This window comes from Tsukamurella sp. II2bb (assembly GCF_057815145.1).
Window position 1 is genome coordinate 39,364 of sequence record NZ_JBYPZI010000001.1, and the last position, 16,736, is coordinate 56,099.

At 68.7% G+C, this 16,736-nt stretch carries 12 protein-coding genes and 3 tRNA genes; 2 read left to right on the forward strand and 13 right to left on the reverse strand.

Going from position 1 to position 16,736, the window contains the following annotated elements; all coding sequences use genetic code 11:
- Positions 1 to 79 precede the first annotated feature (79 nt).
- From AC21LY_RS00270 to gyrB, 6 genes are all read right to left on the reverse strand, one after another.
- Positions 80 to 152 (reverse strand) — tRNA-Ala (locus tag AC21LY_RS00270).
- Between the two features lie 115 nt (positions 153 to 267).
- Positions 268 to 329: transfer RNA gene (locus AC21LY_RS00275), tRNA-Ala, on the reverse strand.
- Between the two features lie 19 nt (positions 330 to 348).
- A tRNA-Ile gene (locus AC21LY_RS00280) sits at positions 349 to 425 on the reverse strand.
- A gap of 53 nt (positions 426 to 478) precedes the next feature.
- The gene (locus AC21LY_RS00285) at positions 479 to 1,183 is read right to left on the reverse strand and encodes a DUF3566 domain-containing protein (protein ID WP_489044122.1); all 705 of its coding nucleotides are present in this window, start codon (positions 1,181 to 1,183) and stop codon (positions 479 to 481) included.
- Positions 1,184 to 1,210: 27 nt separating this feature from the next.
- Complete coding sequence (gene gyrA, locus AC21LY_RS00290; protein WP_489044123.1) at positions 1,211 to 3,712, reverse strand: DNA gyrase subunit A; 2,502 nt, start codon at positions 3,710 to 3,712, stop codon at positions 1,211 to 1,213.
- Positions 3,713 to 3,775: 63 nt separating this feature from the next.
- On the reverse strand, positions 3,776 to 5,836 hold the full coding sequence (gyrB, locus tag AC21LY_RS00295; RefSeq protein WP_489044124.1) for a DNA topoisomerase (ATP-hydrolyzing) subunit B: 2,061 nt from the start codon (positions 5,834 to 5,836) through the stop codon (positions 3,776 to 3,778).
- Between the two features lie 280 nt (positions 5,837 to 6,116).
- Between gyrB and AC21LY_RS00300 the strand changes: the two genes are divergently transcribed.
- Positions 6,117 to 6,572: a DUF6841 family protein gene (locus AC21LY_RS00300; RefSeq protein WP_489044125.1), complete on the forward strand. Its 456-nt coding sequence runs from the start codon at positions 6,117 to 6,119 to the stop codon at positions 6,570 to 6,572.
- Here the strand turns inward: AC21LY_RS00300 and AC21LY_RS00305 are convergent.
- The 6 genes from AC21LY_RS00305 to dnaN all read right to left on the reverse strand — a co-directional run bounded on the left by AC21LY_RS00305 (position 6,569) and on the right by dnaN (position 13,556).
- Positions 6,569 to 7,111, reverse strand: a complete 543-nt coding sequence (locus tag AC21LY_RS00305) for a DUF721 family protein (protein WP_489044126.1) — start codon at positions 7,109 to 7,111, stop codon at positions 6,569 to 6,571. The genes AC21LY_RS00300 and AC21LY_RS00305 overlap by 4 nt on opposite strands.
- A 90-nt stretch (positions 7,112 to 7,201) precedes the next feature.
- Positions 7,202 to 8,845 (reverse strand): MFS transporter, encoded by a 1,644-nt coding sequence (locus tag AC21LY_RS00310; RefSeq protein WP_489044127.1) that lies wholly within the window; start codon positions 8,843 to 8,845, stop codon positions 7,202 to 7,204.
- On the reverse strand, positions 8,842 to 10,164 hold the full coding sequence (locus AC21LY_RS00315) for a glycosyltransferase (protein ID WP_489044128.1): 1,323 nt from the start codon (positions 10,162 to 10,164) through the stop codon (positions 8,842 to 8,844). Before AC21LY_RS00315 ends, AC21LY_RS00310 begins: the two co-directional genes overlap by 4 nt.
- Before the next feature lie 89 nt (positions 10,165 to 10,253).
- Complete coding sequence (gene recF, locus AC21LY_RS00320; protein WP_489044129.1) at positions 10,254 to 11,453, reverse strand: DNA replication/repair protein RecF; 1,200 nt, start codon at positions 11,451 to 11,453, stop codon at positions 10,254 to 10,256.
- Positions 11,454 to 11,470: 17 nt separating this feature from the next.
- Positions 11,471 to 12,355, reverse strand: a complete 885-nt coding sequence (gene gnd, locus AC21LY_RS00325; RefSeq protein ID WP_489044130.1) for a phosphogluconate dehydrogenase (NAD(+)-dependent, decarboxylating) — start codon at positions 12,353 to 12,355, stop codon at positions 11,471 to 11,473.
- Between the two features lie 37 nt (positions 12,356 to 12,392).
- Entirely contained in the window at positions 12,393 to 13,556 is a 1,164-nt protein-coding gene (gene dnaN, locus AC21LY_RS00330; RefSeq protein WP_489044131.1) for a DNA polymerase III subunit beta, read from the reverse strand.
- A gap of 455 nt (positions 13,557 to 14,011) precedes the next feature.
- On the opposite strand from dnaN, the gene AC21LY_RS00335 reads away from it, so the two are divergent.
- Entirely contained in the window at positions 14,012 to 14,782 is a 771-nt protein-coding gene (locus AC21LY_RS00335) for a hypothetical protein (RefSeq protein WP_489044132.1), read from the forward strand.
- Positions 14,783 to 14,797: 15 nt separating this feature from the next.
- Here AC21LY_RS00335 and dnaA read toward each other — a convergent pair whose 3' ends face one another.
- Positions 14,798 to 16,285 (reverse strand): chromosomal replication initiator protein DnaA, encoded by a 1,488-nt coding sequence (dnaA, locus tag AC21LY_RS00340; RefSeq protein ID WP_489044133.1) that lies wholly within the window; start codon positions 16,283 to 16,285, stop codon positions 14,798 to 14,800.
- Between the last annotated feature and the right edge of the window lie 451 nt (positions 16,286 to 16,736).

Consider the following 16,736-nt stretch of genomic DNA (forward strand, 5'->3'; position numbering starts at 1 on the left):
CTACCGACGCGAGGAGCCCCCAGGCCGGTGGCCTTGGGGGCTCCTCGCTGATGACATCGTCAGCAATTCAACATATCTGTGGAGGCTAGGGGATTCGAACCCCTGACCCTCGCCTTGCAAAGGCGATGCTCTACCAACTGAGCTAAGCCCCCGTGTGTGGTTGTGCACCCATTGCTGGGCACCGTCCCCACCGCCAAACTACGACCTCGTGGTGGACATGTCCACCACAGCATCCCTGCTGGTCAACCCCTCACCGAGCCTGTCAGCTGGAGATAAGGACCGAACTCCTGACATCCGCCTTGCAAAGGCGGCGCTCTACCAACTGAGCTAAGGCCCCGAGTGGGGTTGTGGTGGGCCTAGGAGGACTTGAACCTCCGACCTCTTCGTTATCAGCGAAGCGCTCTAACCGCCTGAGCTATAGGCCCTTGAACCGAGGCGAAACGTTACCAGTCCGCCCCGAGTTCCACAAAACCGCTGGTCAGTCCCTATCGGCGAGGGTCACCTCGATACCGCCGACGAGGTCCGCGCAGAGGTTGTAGATGAACGCGCCCACGGTCGCCAGCGCGGTCAGCAGGATCACGTTCGCGAGGCCGGCGAGGCCCGCGTAGGTGAAGACGTTGCCGGCCGTCAGCAGGCTCACACCCGCCTGCTCGTTGGTCAGGGTCTGGAAGCTGTCGTTGATCTTGGCCCACACGCCCATGCCGCTGAGCACGATGTACAGCGCGCCGACGGCGATCATCCACACGAAGAACAGCACCACCGAGACCACGCCGGTCAGCTTGAACGTGGTCCACGGGTCGATGCTCCGCAGCTGCATACCGGCGCGGACCGGCCCGATGGGGGCCTGCGTCCGCACGCCCGCGGCACGGGTCGGCGAGCCACCCACGGTATGCAGGTTCGACGGTGCCTCCCCCGCCGGGGCCGCGGCCGAGGCCGCCGGCGCGGGGGTGTCGGCGGCCGCCTGGGCGGGCACGGGCACCGTCGGCGCCGAGGCCGGGGCGACGTGATGGATCTTGTCCAGATCGGGGAGGTTCTTCGGCAGCTCCTCGCGCTCCACACCCTCCGTGGGCGCGTCGACCACACGGCCGACATCGGTGTCGCGTCGCGGAATGCGGACGGGCTGCCGGCCCGCCTCCGGCCCGGACTCCGGCGGCTGGCCGGATCCGGTTCCAGGGGTACTCACATGCGCTCCTTCGTGCTCCGCGGCGGCTTATGCCTCGCCGTCCGTCTGCTCGGGTTCGTCGCTCTCATCGGCGTTGCGGGCGATGGCCAAGAGACTAGTGCCTTCGGCCAGGTTCATCAGCCGGACACCCTTCGTCTGACGGCCCGCCTTACGGACCTGCCGTGCAGCCGTGCGGATCACACCACCGCCCGACGTGATGGCGTACAGCTCGGTCTCGTCGTCGACGATGAGCGCACCCACCAGGTCGCCGCGCCGCGGGTCGAACTGGATGGTCAGCACGCCCTTGCCGCCGCGACCCTGAACAGGGTAGTCGTCCATCGCCGTTCGCTTGGCGTAACCGCCCGAGGTCGCGACGAGCAGGTACGTGTCTTCCTGGACCACGTTGAGCGCCAGGAGCTGATCGTCGCCGTTGAATCGCATGCCCTGGACACCCGAGGTCGCGCGTCCCATGGGCCGCAGGGCCTCGTCGGTGGCCTTGAACCGGATCGACTGCGCGTTCTTGCTCACCAGGAGCAGGTCGTTCTCCTGCGAGGCAAGGACCGCGCCGACCAGCTCGTCACCGTCGCGCAGGTTGATGGCGACGATGCCGCCGCTGCGGTTCGAGTCGAAGTCCTCGAGCTTGGACTTCTTCACGAGCCCGTTCTTGGTCGCGAGGATCAGGTAGGGCGCGTCGTCGTAGGCCTTGATCTGGATGACCTGGGCGATCCGCTCCTCCGGCTGGAAGGCGAGCAGGTTGGCGACGTGCTGGCCACGGGCCGTGCGGCTCTGCTCGGGGAGCTCGTAGGCCTTGGCCCGGTAGACCCGCCCCTTGGTAGTGAAGAACAGGATCCAGTCGTGGGTGGAGCACACGAAGAAGTGCGCGACGATGTCGTCCTGCTTGAGATCGGCACCCTTGACACCCTTGCCGCCGCGCTTCTGGCTGCGGTAGAGGTCCGTCTTGGTGCGCTTGGCGTAGCCGGTCTCCGTGATGGTGACGACCACGTCCTCGCGGGCGATGAGGTCCTCGTCGGTGACGTCGCCGTCCGCCGCGATGATCTTGGTGCGACGGTCGTCGCCGAACTTATCGACGATCTCGCCGAGCTCGTCGCGGACGATGGCGCGCTGGCGCTCGGGTTTGTCGAGGATGTCCTTGAGATCGGCGATCTCGAGCTCGATCTCGGCCAACTGGTCGATGATCTTCTGGCGCTCGAGGGCCGCGAGGCGGCGCAGCTGCATGTCGAGGATGGCGTTGGCCTGCAGCTCGTCGACGTCGAGGAGCTGAATCAGGCCGGCGCGCGCGATCTCGGTGGTCTCGGACCGCCGGATGAGGGCGATCACCTCGTCGAGGGCGTCGAGCGCCTTGACCAGGCCGCGCAGGATGTGGGCGCGCTCCTCGGCCTTGCGCAGGCGGAATCGCGTGCGCCGCACGATGACGTCCAACTGGTGCGCCACGTAGTAGCGGATCATCTGGTCCAGGCGCAGGGTGCGCGGCACCCCGTCGACGATGGACAGCATGTTCGCGCCGAAGCTGGTCTGCAGCTGGCTGTGCTTGTAGAGGTTGTTGAGCACCACCTTGGCGACGGCGTCGCGCTTGAGCCGCACGACGATCCGCATGCCGACGCGGTCGGAGGACTGGTCCTCGATCTTGCTGATGCCGGCGATCTTGCCGTCGCGCACCTGCTCGGCGATCGACAGCACGAGGTTGTCGGGGTTGACCTGGTAGGGCAGCTCGGTGATGACGAGTTCCGTTGCGCCCTTGGAGTCCTCCTCCACGGACACCACGCCGCGCATGCGGATGGAGCCGCGGCCGGTGGAATAGGCGTCCTTGATGCCCTGGCTGCCGACGATGAGGCCGTGAGTCGGGAAGTCGGGGCCCTTGATCCGCTCCATGCACGCCGCGAGCGTGGCCTCGGAGTCGGCGTCGTAGTTGTCCAGGCACCAGAAGATCGCGTCGGCGAGCTCGCGCAGGTTGTGCGGTGGGATGTTGGTCGCCATGCCCACGGCGATGCCGCCGGAGCCGTTCATGAGCAGGTTCGGCACGCGCGCCGGGAGCACCGTCGGCTCCTGCGTCTTGCCGTCGTAGTTGGGCACGAAATCGACGGTCTCCTCGTCGATGTCGCGCAGCATCTCCATCGCGAGCGGCGTCAGCCGGGCCTCGGTGTAGCGCATCGCGGCGGCGGGGTCGTTACCCGGCGAGCCGAAGTTGCCCTGCCCGTCGATGAGCGGGTAGCGCAGCGACCAGGGCTGCGCGAGGCGCACGAGCGCGTCGTAGATCGCCGTATCGCCGTGCGGGTGGTAGTTACCCATGGTCTCGGCGACCGGCTTGGCCGACTTCACGTAGCCGCGGTCGGGCCGGTACCCGGCGTCGTACGACGCGTACAGGATTCGGCGTTGCACCGGCTTCATGCCGTCGCGGACCTCGGGCAGCGCGCGGCCCACGATCACACTCATGGCGTAGTCGATGTAGCTGCGCTGCATCTCCTGCTGGATGTCGACCGGTTCGATCCGGTCGTGGCCACCGGTCTCGGTGGGCGGGGTGGTGTCAGTCATGGAAATCCTTCAGCATCAGGCGGTTCGACGGTGCGGTGGTCGCCCCGGAGGGCGACCGTCCGGCTACACGTCGAGGAACCGCACGTCCTTGGCGTTGCGCGCGATGAACGAGCGGCGGGCCACCACGTCCTCACCCATGAGGATCGAGAACAGCTCGTCGGCGGCGGCGGCATCGTCGAGCGTGATCTGCTTGAGCACGCGGACCTCGGGGTCCATCGTGGTCTCCCACAGCTCCTTGGCGTTCATCTCGCCCAGGCCCTTGTAGCGCTGGATGCCGTCGTCCTTGTTGATCTTCTTGCCGGCCTTGAGACCCTCGGCGAGCAGCGCGTCGCGCTCGAGGTCGCTGTAGGCGAACTCCGGCTCGGCGCCCTTCTGCCACTTGAGCTTGTAGAGCGGGGGCTGGGCGAGGAAGACGTGCCCGTGCTCGACGAGCGGGCGCATGAACCGGAACAGCAGCGTCAGGAGCAGAGTCGCGATGTGCTGGCCGTCGACGTCGGCGTCGGCCATGAGCACGATCTTGTTGTACCGCAGCTTGGCGATGTCGAACTCGTCGTGGATGCCGGTGCCGAACGCAGTGATGATCGACTGGACCTCGGTGTTCTTGAGCACCTTGTCGATCCGGGCCTTCTCGACGTTGATGATCTTGCCGCGAATGGGCAGGATCGCCTGGTACATCGAGTCGCGGCCACTCTTCGCGGAGCCGCCGGCGGAGTCACCCTCCACGATGTAGACCTCGCACTTGGCCGGGTCGTTGCTGCGGCAGTCCGCGAGCTTGCCGGGGAGGCCGCCGATGTCGGTGGCGCTCTTGCGGCGCACCAGCTCTCGCGCCTTGCGGGCCGCGAGCCGGGCCTGCGCCGAGGCGGCGGCCTTCTGCACGATGGTCTTCGCGTCGGCCGGGTTCGAGTCGAACCAGAACTGCAGCTGCTCGCGGGCGATGCGCTGCACGAAACCACGGACCTCGGAGTTGCCGAGCTTGGTCTTGGTCTGGCCCTCGAACTGCGGCTCGGCGACCTTCACGGAGATGACCGCGGCGAGGCCCTCGCGGATGTCGTCGCCGGAGAGATCGCCGTCCTTCTCCTTGACCAGTTTCTTGTCCTTGGCGTAGGCCTTGACGACACCGGTCAGCGCGGTGCGGAAGCCCTCCTCGTGGGTACCGCCCTCGTGGGTGTTGATGGTGTTGGCGAAGGTGTGCACGGACTCGGAGTAACCCGAGTTCCACTGCATCGCGATCTCGATCTCGTGGCCCTTCTCCTTGCCCTCGAAGGAGATGATCGAGCCGTGGATGGGCGACTTCGACGTGCGTGCGTTGATGTGCTTGACGTAGTCGACCAGGCCGTCGGGGTAGTGGAAGATCCGCTCGCGCTTGCGGGGCGCGACCTCGGCCAGCGCCGCGGCCACGTCGTCCTCGTGCGCCGACGGGGCCTCCTCGGCGAGGGCGTCCTCGGGCACCTCGACGGCGATGGGGCGCTCATCGGTGAGCGTGATGGTCAGGCCCTTGTTGAGGAAGGCCATCTCCTGCAGCCGCCGCGAGACCGTCTCGAAGTCGTACTGGGTGGTCTCGGTGAAGACCTTCGGGTCGGCCCAGAACCGCACCGTCGTACCGGTGCGCTCGGTCGGCTCGCCCTTGATCAGCTCCTCGGCGACGGAGTCGCGCTTCTTGTCGTCCCAGTGGAAGTTCTGCTGCCAGTGGAAGCCGTCGACGTCGATCTCGACCTCGACGCGGCTGGACAGCGCGTTGACCACCGAGATACCGACGCCGTGGAGGCCGCCCGAGACGGCGTAGGCGTCGGAGTCGAACTTACCGCCGGCGTGCAGCGAGGTGAGCACCAGCTGGACCGTGGGGACACCCTTGGCGTGCATCGCGACGGGGATGCCACGGCCGTCGTCGACCACCTGCACACCGCCGTCGGCCATGAGCGTCACATCCACCCGCGTGGCGTGGCCCGCCATCGCCTCGTCGACGGAGTTGTCGACGACCTCCCAGATCATGTGGTGCAGACCGCGCGGCCCGGTGGTACCGATGTACATACCGGGGCGCTTGCGCACCGCCTCGAGGCCTTCGAGCTGCTTGATGGAATCTGCGCCGTACGAGCCCTTGGGCTTGTCCGCGTTGTTGTCAGCCACCACGATGTGTTGGCGCTCCTTCGTCGAAACCACCGAGCGAGCGGCCGCGAACTTCCGCCGACCGGGCGCGCCGCGATGGTGATCGGGCAGCACCCCGCGGAGACGAGGCGCTCTTGCCCTTCTAGTCTACTCCTCTTCACGAGGATGAATGCGCTTGCCACGCCCTGATCGCGTCGCAGACGCGATCAACCTCGTTTCGGTCGGCTCACTCCGAATCGTGATCCGACGCGTACACGGCGACGCTGGGCCGTGAACAAGCAATCGATCGTAGGGTCGGGGTATGGATCGCAACGAGATCAACGACTACCTGACCCGGTACGCGCAGACCCTCACGCTCTTCGACTCCACTGCCGCCGCCGGCCTCTGGGCGGAACCCGCGATGATCGTCGACGACCACTTCTCCGGGGTCCTGGACGACCGCGTGTCCATGGCCCGGGGCCTGGAGCAGTCGTATCCGCTGTACCGAGCGCTGGGGCTGGCCTCCGTCGGCCACGAACTCCTGGACGTCACGCCGCTCACCGGGGCCGTCGTCCTACTCCACGTCCGGTGGCTCTTCCGCGACGCCGACGGCGAGCCGCTCACCGACAGCACGGCGTACTACATCGTGCGCCGCGACGACGACGGCCTGCGCGCGTGCGTCTGCATCCAGGTCGACGACGCCACGAAGCTCCAGGCCCTGGCGGCCGACCGCGGTATCGACCTCGCCGCCTATCTGCCGGGGTCCCCCTCCACCTAACCGTAGGTATCGCGCGGGCCCCGGCCGGGGACGTGCAGTGGTCCCTTGCGCCAGCTGGGTGCGCTGGGGCCGGTGATGTGCAGGGAGGTGACGACGCCCTGCCCGACCGCGGCGTTGATCTTCGCCAGCAACTGGGACTGCATCAGGCGCAGCTGCGTGGCCCACGCCGTCGACTCGGCGCTGACGTAGAGCACCTTCTCGCGCAGGTTGACGGCGCGCGCGTGTGCGGCGACATCCGCGCCGACGACCGTCTCCCAGCAGCCGAGAACCGTTCCCTCACTGACCTTCGCGTCCCAGCCCCGGGCCTTGGCGATGCCGCCGATGAGCGCCCCGAAAGGCTGCGGATCCCGGCCGTCGGGCGAGGGCCCGCTCCACCGCTTCGAGCCGCGGCGCAGCCGGCGCACCCCGCCCGTCATCGGTTCGGAACGGCCCTGGCCGACGGATTTGCCGGCCGCCTTGGCCGCCGCGCGCGCCTCCTCGAGCGCACGCCGCGCGATGGCCGAGCCGTGCAGCTGCCCGTCATCGTTCTGCCCGGTCATGACACCTCCCTGCGCCCGGAATCCTCGTCTCCGAGGCTACTCGCCACCACTGACGTCCTCGCCGGAGACGGCCACAGTCGACACCCGAGATCACCGACCCGGATACGGCAGCCTGATCTCCTCCGTCACAGCGTCGGCCGCGCCATCGCTCTGCCGGGCCAGGAGCTCCTGCACACTCACCCGGTCGCCGGCAGCGGTCCGACGATGCCGCGCGACCGGCCGGGTGCGCAGGAAGATCGCGACGATCAGGCACGCGCCCGCGCCGACCCCGGCGGCGACGAGGTTCGCCGACTGCATCGCCGAGACGAAGCCCTGCTGCACGGCGTGCCCGAGCGCGGCCTGCAGCTCGGGCGGCGCCTGGCCGACCGCCCGCACCCCGCCGATGACCGAGGACTGCGCCTCGGCGCGTACGCCGGCGTCCAAGGGCAGCCGGGCCAGGTCCTCCGTGACCTGCACCGAGTACAGATGCGCCACAACCGAGCCGAGGATCGCGACCCCGAGCGCACCGCCGACCTCGCGCGTGGTGTCGTTGACCGCCGAGCCGGCTCCTGCCTCCGCGGACGGCACAGAGGTCATCACCGAGGTCGTCGCCGGACCCTGCAGCAGGCCGAGGCCGACGGCGATCACCGACATCGCGGGCAGGACCTGCGTGAGGTAGTCCGCGGATTCGGTGAGCAACGAGGTCAGGACGAAGCCGGCGGCCATGATCGCAAGGCCCAGCGCGATGGTGAACCGCATGCGGCGCTCGGTGTTCGCCAGTGCCGCCAGCGGGGTCACCGCGACGGCCGCGAGCGCGAACGGGATCACCCGCACCGCGGTCTCCAGCGGGCCGTACCCCAGCACCGCCTGGAAGTACATGATCGTGATGAAGACGAAGCCCAGGAGGCAGAAGAAGCCCGCACAGATCGCGAACGATCCCATCGCGAAGCCCCGGGACCGGAACAGGGTCACGTCGAGCACCGGGTTCCGATGCCGCCGTTCGTAGCCCACGAAGGCGAGCAGGAGAACCACGGCGCCGATCAACGCGCCGACCACGGGCGCGCTGCCCCAGCCGAAGTTCGGCGCCTCGATCAGTGCCCACACGAGCAGCGTGATCCCCGAGATCGACAGCAGCACACCGAGCAGGTCGAAGGACGGCCGCTCGGATCCGAAGGACTCGGGCACCAGCGCCAGGCACCCGGCGATCGCGACGATCGAGATGGGCACGTTGATCCAGAACACCGACGACCAGGCGAAGTGCTCGACGAGGTAGCCGCCCACGACGGGACCGATCGCGATGGAAGCGCCGGCGGCGGCGGACCACACGGCGATCGCCTTGGTCCGTTCCACCTTCTCGGGGAACAGGTCCGAGATGAGAGCGAGGGTGGCGGGAAAGATCAGCGCGGCGGCGGCGCCCAGGGACGCCCGCGCGGTGATCAGCTGCGCCAGCGACGTGGACCGGGTGGCGAGCACCGAGATCACGACGAAGCACACCAGTCCCGCGACGAGCACCCGCCGTCGTCCGAGCCGGTCGCCGAGGTAGCCCGTGGCGAGCAGGAGGCCGGCGAAGACCAGCGTGTAGGAGTCGACGATCCACTGCAGGGCGCTCATCCCGCCGCCGAACTCCTCGCTCAGGGTGGGGAGCGCGATGGTGACGATGCTGTTGTCCATCCCCGTCATGAGCACGGCGATGCACAGGGTGCCCAGCGAGATCCAGCGCGTCGAGCCGGACGAACGGCCGACGGTGCCGGTCATGCCGGGGTTCGGCGGGGCGGGACGCCGGTGCCCACCTCACCGAGGAAGGCGTCGAAGGCCGCGACGAACTCGTCGCGTCCGCCGAGGTCCGCCGAGGCCGCCGCTCCGGTCCGGCGGGCACCGTCGACGATGCGCTCGTCCCGCACCAGCCGCAGGACTCCCTCGGCGATGGCGCGTGCCGTCGTGCGGCCCCGGGCCAGAACCGCGCCGGCCCCGGCGGATTCGACCCGGCGCCCCCAGAAGTGCTGGTCGAAGGCCTGGCTGCAGACCAGCGACGGGCGGCCCGACGCAGCGGCGATGGCGGTCGTGCCGGCACCGCCGTGATGCACGAGAGCCGCGCACCGCGGTAGGACGGCGTCGTGGTCGACATCCGGAACGATCAGCAGGTCGGGCGTGTTGACGATCTCGTCGGTGCTCCGCGGCGACCAGCCGGGCACGGCGAGGACCCGCATGCCCTCCGCCGCCAGGATCTCCGCGGCACCGCTGACGACACCGTCGAAGTCCATGACCGGCATGCTGCCGAACCCCACGTAGACGACGGGGCGCTCGTCCTGCGCGATCCACGAGTCGATCAGGGCGTCGCGCTCGGCGCGGTCGGCGGGCCGATCCGCGATCCGGATGAAACCGATCCGGGGATGCCGCGCGTCCTCTCGCGAGCGCGGCGGCACCAGTGCCCGGCCGAAGGCCTCGACGCGCAGGACGTCGCGGCCGGCGAGCACCGAGCGCGGGTTGATCACCCGGCGCGGATAGCCGACGCGCCGGGCGAGCGCGGCCGTCTTGGCGAAGATGCTCAGCGCCCAACCGATGTCGAAAAGCCGGTAGGTCAGGGGCAGCAGCACAGGGATGCCGGCGGTGATGTCCTGCAGCCGGGGCTCGAGCAGCGGATTCGGCACGGCGCTGTGCACGTCACCGGGGAAGTACTCCACCATCACCAGCGGGGTGTTCCCGCGGTGCGTGACCACCGCGGCCTGTTCCTCGAGGATGCGGGTGCTGATCACACAGTCGACGTCCTCGCAGAACGCGGCGAAGCGGCTGTCGAACTCCTCGCCGTGCGAATCCGCGAGCTTGCCCAGCTCCCGCAGCTGGGTGGTGGTGCTCGCGCCGAAGAACTTCTCCTGGCCCTGCGGGGACTGCAGGAACTGCTTGAGGTCGAGCGTGGTCAGCACGTGCGGCTCGAAACCGTGCGCGCGGACGTACGCCTGCGCCTCGACGGTGCACCCGATCTTCACGGTGTCGCCGCGATCGGTGAAGACTCGTGCCACGGCCAGCAGCGGGCTGATGTCGCCCCGCGAGCCCATACATGCGATCGCGATGCGCACTGTTCATGCCCCTTCTCTACGATCTCGCCGAATCATGGAGGTGTCCATGGGTTGTTCGGCGCAAGTACAGCACTGTACGCGGCGCAGTGCTAGGACGCAGACCACGTTCCGTCGGCGGCGACGCCGCGTGCGAGCCGGGAGAGACGGGCGTCCGCCGGGCCTTCGACGGTGACGTCGTAGGTGGCGGCCCGGAGAGCCGGGGGCAGATCCTCCGGCACGGCCGCGGTGACGATCACCTGTTCGGTGCCCGCCGCGACCTCCGCCAGGGCGACCCGGCGCTTGGCGTCGAGCTCGGCGAAGACGTCGTCGAGCAGGAGGACCGGCTCGGAGCCACCGGCGCGCAGCAGCTCCACCGACGCGAGCCGCAATGCCAGTGCATAGGACCAGGATTCGCCGTGCGAGGCGAAGCCCTTCGCGGGCTCGTTCCCCAGCCGCAGGTCGAGGTCGTCACGATGGGGACCGACGAGGCAGACGCCGCGCTCGATCTCCCGCGTCCGCGCCGCGGCGAGCCCGTCCAGCATGAGGCGCTCCAGTTCGGCGACGGACGCGGCGGCGGGGTCACCGTCGAAGCCCTCGAACAGGGAACTCGAGTACCTGATGGTGGCGGCGCGGGAATGGGGCGCGAGGGCGGCGTAGGCGATCGTGAGATGCGGTGCGAGGGAGCTCACCACCTCCAGCCGGGCCGCGAGCACCTCGGCGCCGAACCGGGCCAACTGCGCATCCCAGACGTCGAGGGTCGAGAGCATGGACTCCGCCTCGCTCCCGCCGCGCCGTGCGGCGGCGAAGGCCGTCTTGAGCAGGGCGGTGCGCTGCTTGAGCACCCGCTCGTAGTCCGCCTTCTCGGCGGCGATGCGCGGCGTGCGGAGGATCGCGAGATCGTCGAGGAAACGGCGGCGGCCGCCGGGCTCGCCCCGGACGAGCGCGAGGTCCTCGGGCGCGAAGAGTACGGACTGCAGGATGCCCAGCAGCTCCCGCGGCCGGCGGCACGGGGCGGTGTTGATCCGGGCCCGGTTCGCCCGGCCGGCGATGATGTCGATCTCCGCGGTGAGCTCGCGGCCGGCGTTGTGCACGGTCGCCGAGACGGACGCCGATTCCGCACCCACCCGGATCAGCGGCTGGTCGGTCGCCACGCGGTGCGAACCGAGCGTCGCCAGGTAGTTCAAGGCCTCGACGAGGTTGGTCTTGCCGAATCCGTTACGGCCGACGAAGACACTGACGCCCGGTTCCAGGTCGACGGTGACGTCGTCCCAGGACCGGAAGTCGTGCAGGGTGAGCCGGCGGACGTACAAAGGAGCGGTCGGCCCCGTCAGTCGGCGCGATGAACGGCGTGCCCGCCGAACTGGTTCCGAAGCGCGGCCACCGCCTTCATCGTGTCCGAATCGTCCTGCCGGGACTGGAATCGTGCGAAGAGGGCGGCCGCGATCACCGGCGCCGGCACCGAATGCCGGATCGCCTCCTCGACGGTCCAGCGACCCTCGCCCGAATCCTCGGTGTAACCGGTGATCTCGGACAGGCCCGGGTCCTCTTCGAGGGCCTTGACCAGCAGATCGAGCAGCCAGGAGCGCACGACCGTGCCCTTGCTCCAGGCGCGCATCGTGCCGGCGACGTCCTCGATGAGGGGCTCCGCCTCGAGCAGGTCGTAGCCCTCGCCGTAGGCCTGCATGAGCCCGTACTCGATGCCGTTGTGGATCATCTTGGCGTAGTGGCCCGCGCCGACCGGGCCGCTGTGCACGAAACCGTCGGCGCGCTCGCCCTCGGGCCGCAGGGCGTCGAAGACCGGCAAGGCGCGCTCGACATCCGCGTCGGAGCCGCCGACCATGAGGCCGTAACCGTTCTCCAGGCCCCACACACCGCCCGAGACGCCGCAGTCCAGGTAACCGATGCCCTTCTCGGACAACAGCTTCGCGTTCACCTGGTCGTCGGTGTAGCGGGAGTTCCCGCCGTCGATCACCAGGTCCCCAGGCTCGAGGATCTCGGCCAGCTTGCGCACCGTCTCCCGCGTGGGATCGCCTGCGGGCACCATCACCCAGACGATGCGCGGACCGGTGAGCGCCTCGGCGAGCGCCTCGAGCGAGGGCACGTCCGTGACCTCGGGACGGGGGTCGTAGCCGATGACCTCGTGCCCGGCATTACGGATGCGCTGGCGCATGTTCGCGCCCATCTTGCCCAGACCGATCAGACCCAACTGCATGTTCGCGGCACCCTTCCGTGCGGAGACGACGGTTCGATCAGCCGGGCAGACGCACCGGCATCAGCAGATACGTGTACGGACTCTGCGGCGCGGGGAATGCGCCGGAGTCGTCCGGCTCGTAGCCATTCTCCACGGCGGGGCGCAGTACCGCAGGCCGACTGGGAGTTGTGAATCCGAAGGTCACCGACTCGGTGTGGATGGCCGCGAGACCGTCCTGCAGGTAGCCGGGGTTGAAGGCGATCGTGAGCGCCTCACCCTGGAAATCGGCGGGCAGTTCCTCCTCCGCCTTGCCGGCGTCGTCCCCACCGGCCGAGAGGCGCAGCGTGCCGTCGGAGAACTCCATCCGCACCTGCGCGCCTCGGTCCGCGACCAGGGCGACGCGCTTGATCGCCTCGAGCAGGGGCGCGATCTCCATCGTGGCCAGCGCGGTGTGCGAGGCCGGCAGCAGCTGCCGGAACTTCGGGAAGTCGGCGTCCAGCAGCCGGGTGGTGGTGCGGCGATCCGCGCCGACGACGCCGAGCAGGCCGTCGGCGCCCACCGCGGACCCGGCGCCGAGCGCGATGCCCACCTCGGGATCGGAGGCGAAGGTCTTCGCGGCGTCCGACAGGGTCTTCGCCGGAACCAGCACTGCTGCCTTGACCTCGGACGACGCGGGCTGCCAGTCGAACTCGCGGACCGCGAGCCGGAACCGGTCCGTCGCCGCGAGGACGATCTTCTCGCCTTCGATCTCCACCCGGATGCCGGTGAGCATCGGCAGCGTGTCGTCCTTGCCCGCCGCGATGGCGACCTGCGAGATCGCCTCGGCGAAGGTCCCGCGCTCGATGGCACCGGTCTGCTGCGGGAGCTCCGGCAGCTGCGGGTAGTCCTCCACCGGCATCGTCGGCAGCGAGAACTTCGCGCTGCCGCAGGTGATCGCGACGCGGGTGGTGTCGAGCTGAACGTCGACGGGCTTGTTCGGCAGTGCCTTCGTGATGTCCGCGAGGAGCCGGCCGGAGACGAGCGCCTGGCCCTCGTCCGCCACCTCGGCACCGACCCTGACCTGCGCCGAGACCTCGTAGTCGAATCCCGAGACCGTCAGGCCGTCGTCACCCGCGGTGAGCAGGACGCCACCGAGAACCGGCACCGGGGGGCGCGACGGCAGGCTGCGCGCCACCCACGCGACGGATTCGGCGAACTCCTCGTGCGGGACGCGAAACTTCATGCCGACGGGGCCTTTCGGTGGGGGTCGTTCGGGTACGGCGTGGCGGGCACGACCGTGAGGCCTTCGATGCTATAGGAGCCGGACCGATCCGGTGTCGTTCAGGTCTCCCCCGATCCGAACGACACGTCCGGGCGGGCGGAGCGCCCGGACATCCGCGCCGCCTCTTTTCAGAAGAAAGAACTGATGAAGAAATATGTCATCGTCATAAGCCCTGTGGAGGATGTGGAAAGACGCGATCGGCGCAGCGCGGGTGGCGTGTCGGGGTGTTGACGACCCGCCGCAGGGGTTGTGGAACTACATCCGTGTAATTGGTGAGGAATCCGGTCTGTGGAAACCTGTGGATGAACTCTCCCCAGGTCACTCCTGGGTTTTCGGGGATTCATCCACAGGCTGTGTGCAGTACTGGTGAGTAATCCACAGTTCTCGGCGCGGGGCTCGGCGCGTACGGTGTGACCATGGGATATCCGGATCCACAGCGCCCTGGAGAGCACCCCGGCGGCCAGAACTACCCGCCCGGGCAGCAGGGCGGGAACGTGCCCAGACCCACACGCGGATACGAGCGCCCGGAGCCGCCCACCGAGCAGTACGACGGTGGCTATCAGCTCGGCTACGCACAGGGTGCCTACGGCGATCAGTACGCCCAGTACGGCGGGCCGCCGCCGCAGGGCCCGCCGGGCGGTCCTGGCGGGCCTTCGGGGCCCGGTGACGGCTCGGGCGGAGGCGGGAACCGCAAGCTCCTGTGGATCGCCCTGACCGCGGTGGTCTTCGCCCTCGTCCTGGCCGTCATCGTGGCGCTCGTGGCGACCAGCGGCGGACCGTCGAACACGGCGTCCGAGGGGACCACCACGACGCAACCCACGACCACGACGAGCAGCAGGCCGAGTGGCATCACCCTGCCCAGCGGCGTGCCGTCGGGCATCTCGATCCCGCCCATCCTCGGGGGCGGCTCCACGACCGGGCCGAACGCGCGGAAGTGGCGGGTGGAGGTGACGGGCACCGGCACGGCCCAACTCGTCACCGTCGGCGTCCCCGATACGGACCTCTTCGGTACGCAACCGCTCCCGTGGTCGAAGGAGTTCACCTCGGACGCGATCCTGGTGACGGTCACGGTGCTCGGCTATACGGGGGACGTGGGCTGCACGATCACCCGCGACGGTGCCACGATCGCGCGGCAGAACAGCGCCGACGGTTCCGGCGGACCGCTGATCTGCACCGCCGGCCGCTGACGCCGGGCGCCGCGGCTACTGGCTGCGGCGCTTGACGCGCGTCGTGAGCTCCTGCACCTGGTCGTAGACCCGGCGCCGCTCGGGCATCTCCTTGCGGATCTTGCGCTCGGCGTACATGACGGTGGTGTGGTCACGGTCGAAGATCTGTCCGATCTTCGGCAGCGAAAGCTCCGTCAGCTCACGGCACAGGTACATCGCGATCTGCCGCGCGTGCGTCACGGCGCGCGCCCGCTCGGTGCCCTTGAGGTCTGCCACGGAGATCTCGAAGTACTCCGCCACCACCGAAAGGATGGTGCTGGAGGAGATCTCGATGGTCGTGGTGTCCGGCACCAGATCGCGCAGCACCATCTCGGCGAGCTCGTAGGTCACGTCGGTCTGCGTGAGCGAGGCGAACGCCGTCACGCGGATGAGCGCGCCCTCGAGCTCGCGGATGTTGCGGTCGATGCGGGTGGCGATGAGTTCGAGCACGTCCGGTGGCACGTGGATCCGCTCCATCTGCGCCTTCTTGAGCAGGATCGCCATCCGGATCTCCAGCTCGGGCGGCTGGACATCGGTGATCAGGCCCCACTCGAACCGGGTGCGCAGCCGATCCTCCAGCGTCGCCAGCTGTTTCGGCGGGCGGTCGGAGGAGATCACGATCTGCTTGTTCGCGTTGTGCAGCGTGTTGAAGGTGTGGAAGAACTCCTCCTGGATACCCAGCTTGCCCTCGAGGAACTGGATGTCGTCCACCAGCAGGATGTCCACGTCGCGGTAGCGCTGCTTGAACTGGACCTGCCGGTCGTCCTTGAGCGAGTTGATGAAGTCGTTCGTGAACTCCTCCGTGGAGACGTACTTCACGCGCATCCCGGGGAAGAGCCGCCGTGCGTAATGGCCGGCGGCGTGCAGCAGGTGGGTCTTGCCGAGCCCGGACTCGCCCCAGATGAAGAGAGGGTTGTACGCGCGGGCAGGGGCCTCCGCCACGGCGAACGCCGCCGCGTGCGCGAACCGATTCGAGGCGCCGATCACGAAGGTCTCGAAGGTGTACTTCTGGTTCAGGCTCGAGCCCGACGATCCGGTCATCGCCGCGCCGTTGGCGGCCGGGCCGGTCATCGGCGGGGGCAGCTGGACCGACGGTGACGGTGCGCCGGGCATGCCGGCGGTGATCTCGCTGATGGGAACGGCGAGATCGGCCGTGCTCGGCCCCGTCGGCACCTCCGTGACGACCGGTGACGCGGCGGGCGCGACCGGGGGCATGGCATCGGGCGAGATCCGGACGCCGAGCTCGACGTCCTGGCCGAGCCGGGTGGTGAGAGCGGCGACGAGCGGCTCGCGGAGGCTGCGCTCGATCGCGTCCTTCATCAACTGCGAGGGCACCGCTACGAGCGCGAAGCCCTCGGTCAAGGTCAACGGCTGTACCAGCTTCAGCCAGGCCTTCTCCTGCTTGGTGAGGGTGCGATCGGTGTTGTCTCCGCAGAGTTCGTCGACCACGGCGGTCCACGTCTCGATCAGCGGATCAACGGTCATCAGGTCCTCCACACCGGGTTCGTAGCCAGCCGTCCCGGCTTGCGTCCGGCGTACTCGTTCACACATCGATCGTCGAGCTGTGCAAACTGCACCCCACCCGACCTGCGAAAGAACTGTACTCCACAGGTTTATCCACAGGTGTGGAAGACCCGGCGTACAGGTGTTGTCGGCCACGTGCTCCGGCCGTGAACGTCGAGGTAGGAGGACTATTTGCTCAGCGTCCTAAGGAAATCGGGCTACGGTTCGGAACCGACTCCGCTACACGCCCGGCACCGATCGGTCCGGGGCTGCCGTGCTCGGGGGTCACGGGGTGCCGTGGCCGTGCTCAGCAATCGCATTCGGCAAAGTTAACAGAGTGGAGCGCGGTCCTCAAGATGAAGCACATACCCGCAGGCGACGGTGGGATGTCGCGGATTCTCGGCGTGTCGTCTAACACCGATTGTGAGACGCG

Excerpts from the sequence above, each read along its gene's own strand:
- AC21LY_RS00305 (WP_489044126.1), bottom strand. The coding sequence starts at position 7,111 with ATGACCGGGCAGAACGATGACGGGCAGCTGCACGGCTCGGCCATCGCG.
- AC21LY_RS00335 (WP_489044132.1), top strand. The coding sequence starts at position 14,012 with ATGGGATATCCGGATCCACAGCGCCCTGGAGAGCACCCCGGCGGCCAG.
- gnd (WP_489044130.1), bottom strand. The coding sequence starts at position 12,355 with ATGCAGTTGGGTCTGATCGGTCTGGGCAAGATGGGCGCGAACATGCGC.
- AC21LY_RS00310 (WP_489044127.1), bottom strand. The coding sequence starts at position 8,845 with ATGACCGGCACCGTCGGCCGTTCGTCCGGCTCGACGCGCTGGATCTCG.
- AC21LY_RS00300 (WP_489044125.1), top strand. The coding sequence starts at position 6,117 with ATGGATCGCAACGAGATCAACGACTACCTGACCCGGTACGCGCAGACC.
- dnaA (WP_489044133.1), bottom strand. The coding sequence starts at position 16,285 with ATGACCGTTGATCCGCTGATCGAGACGTGGACCGCCGTGGTCGACGAA.
- dnaN (WP_489044131.1), bottom strand. The coding sequence starts at position 13,556 with ATGAAGTTTCGCGTCCCGCACGAGGAGTTCGCCGAATCCGTCGCGTGG.
- gyrA (WP_489044123.1), bottom strand. The coding sequence starts at position 3,712 with ATGACTGACACCACCCCGCCCACCGAGACCGGTGGCCACGACCGGATC.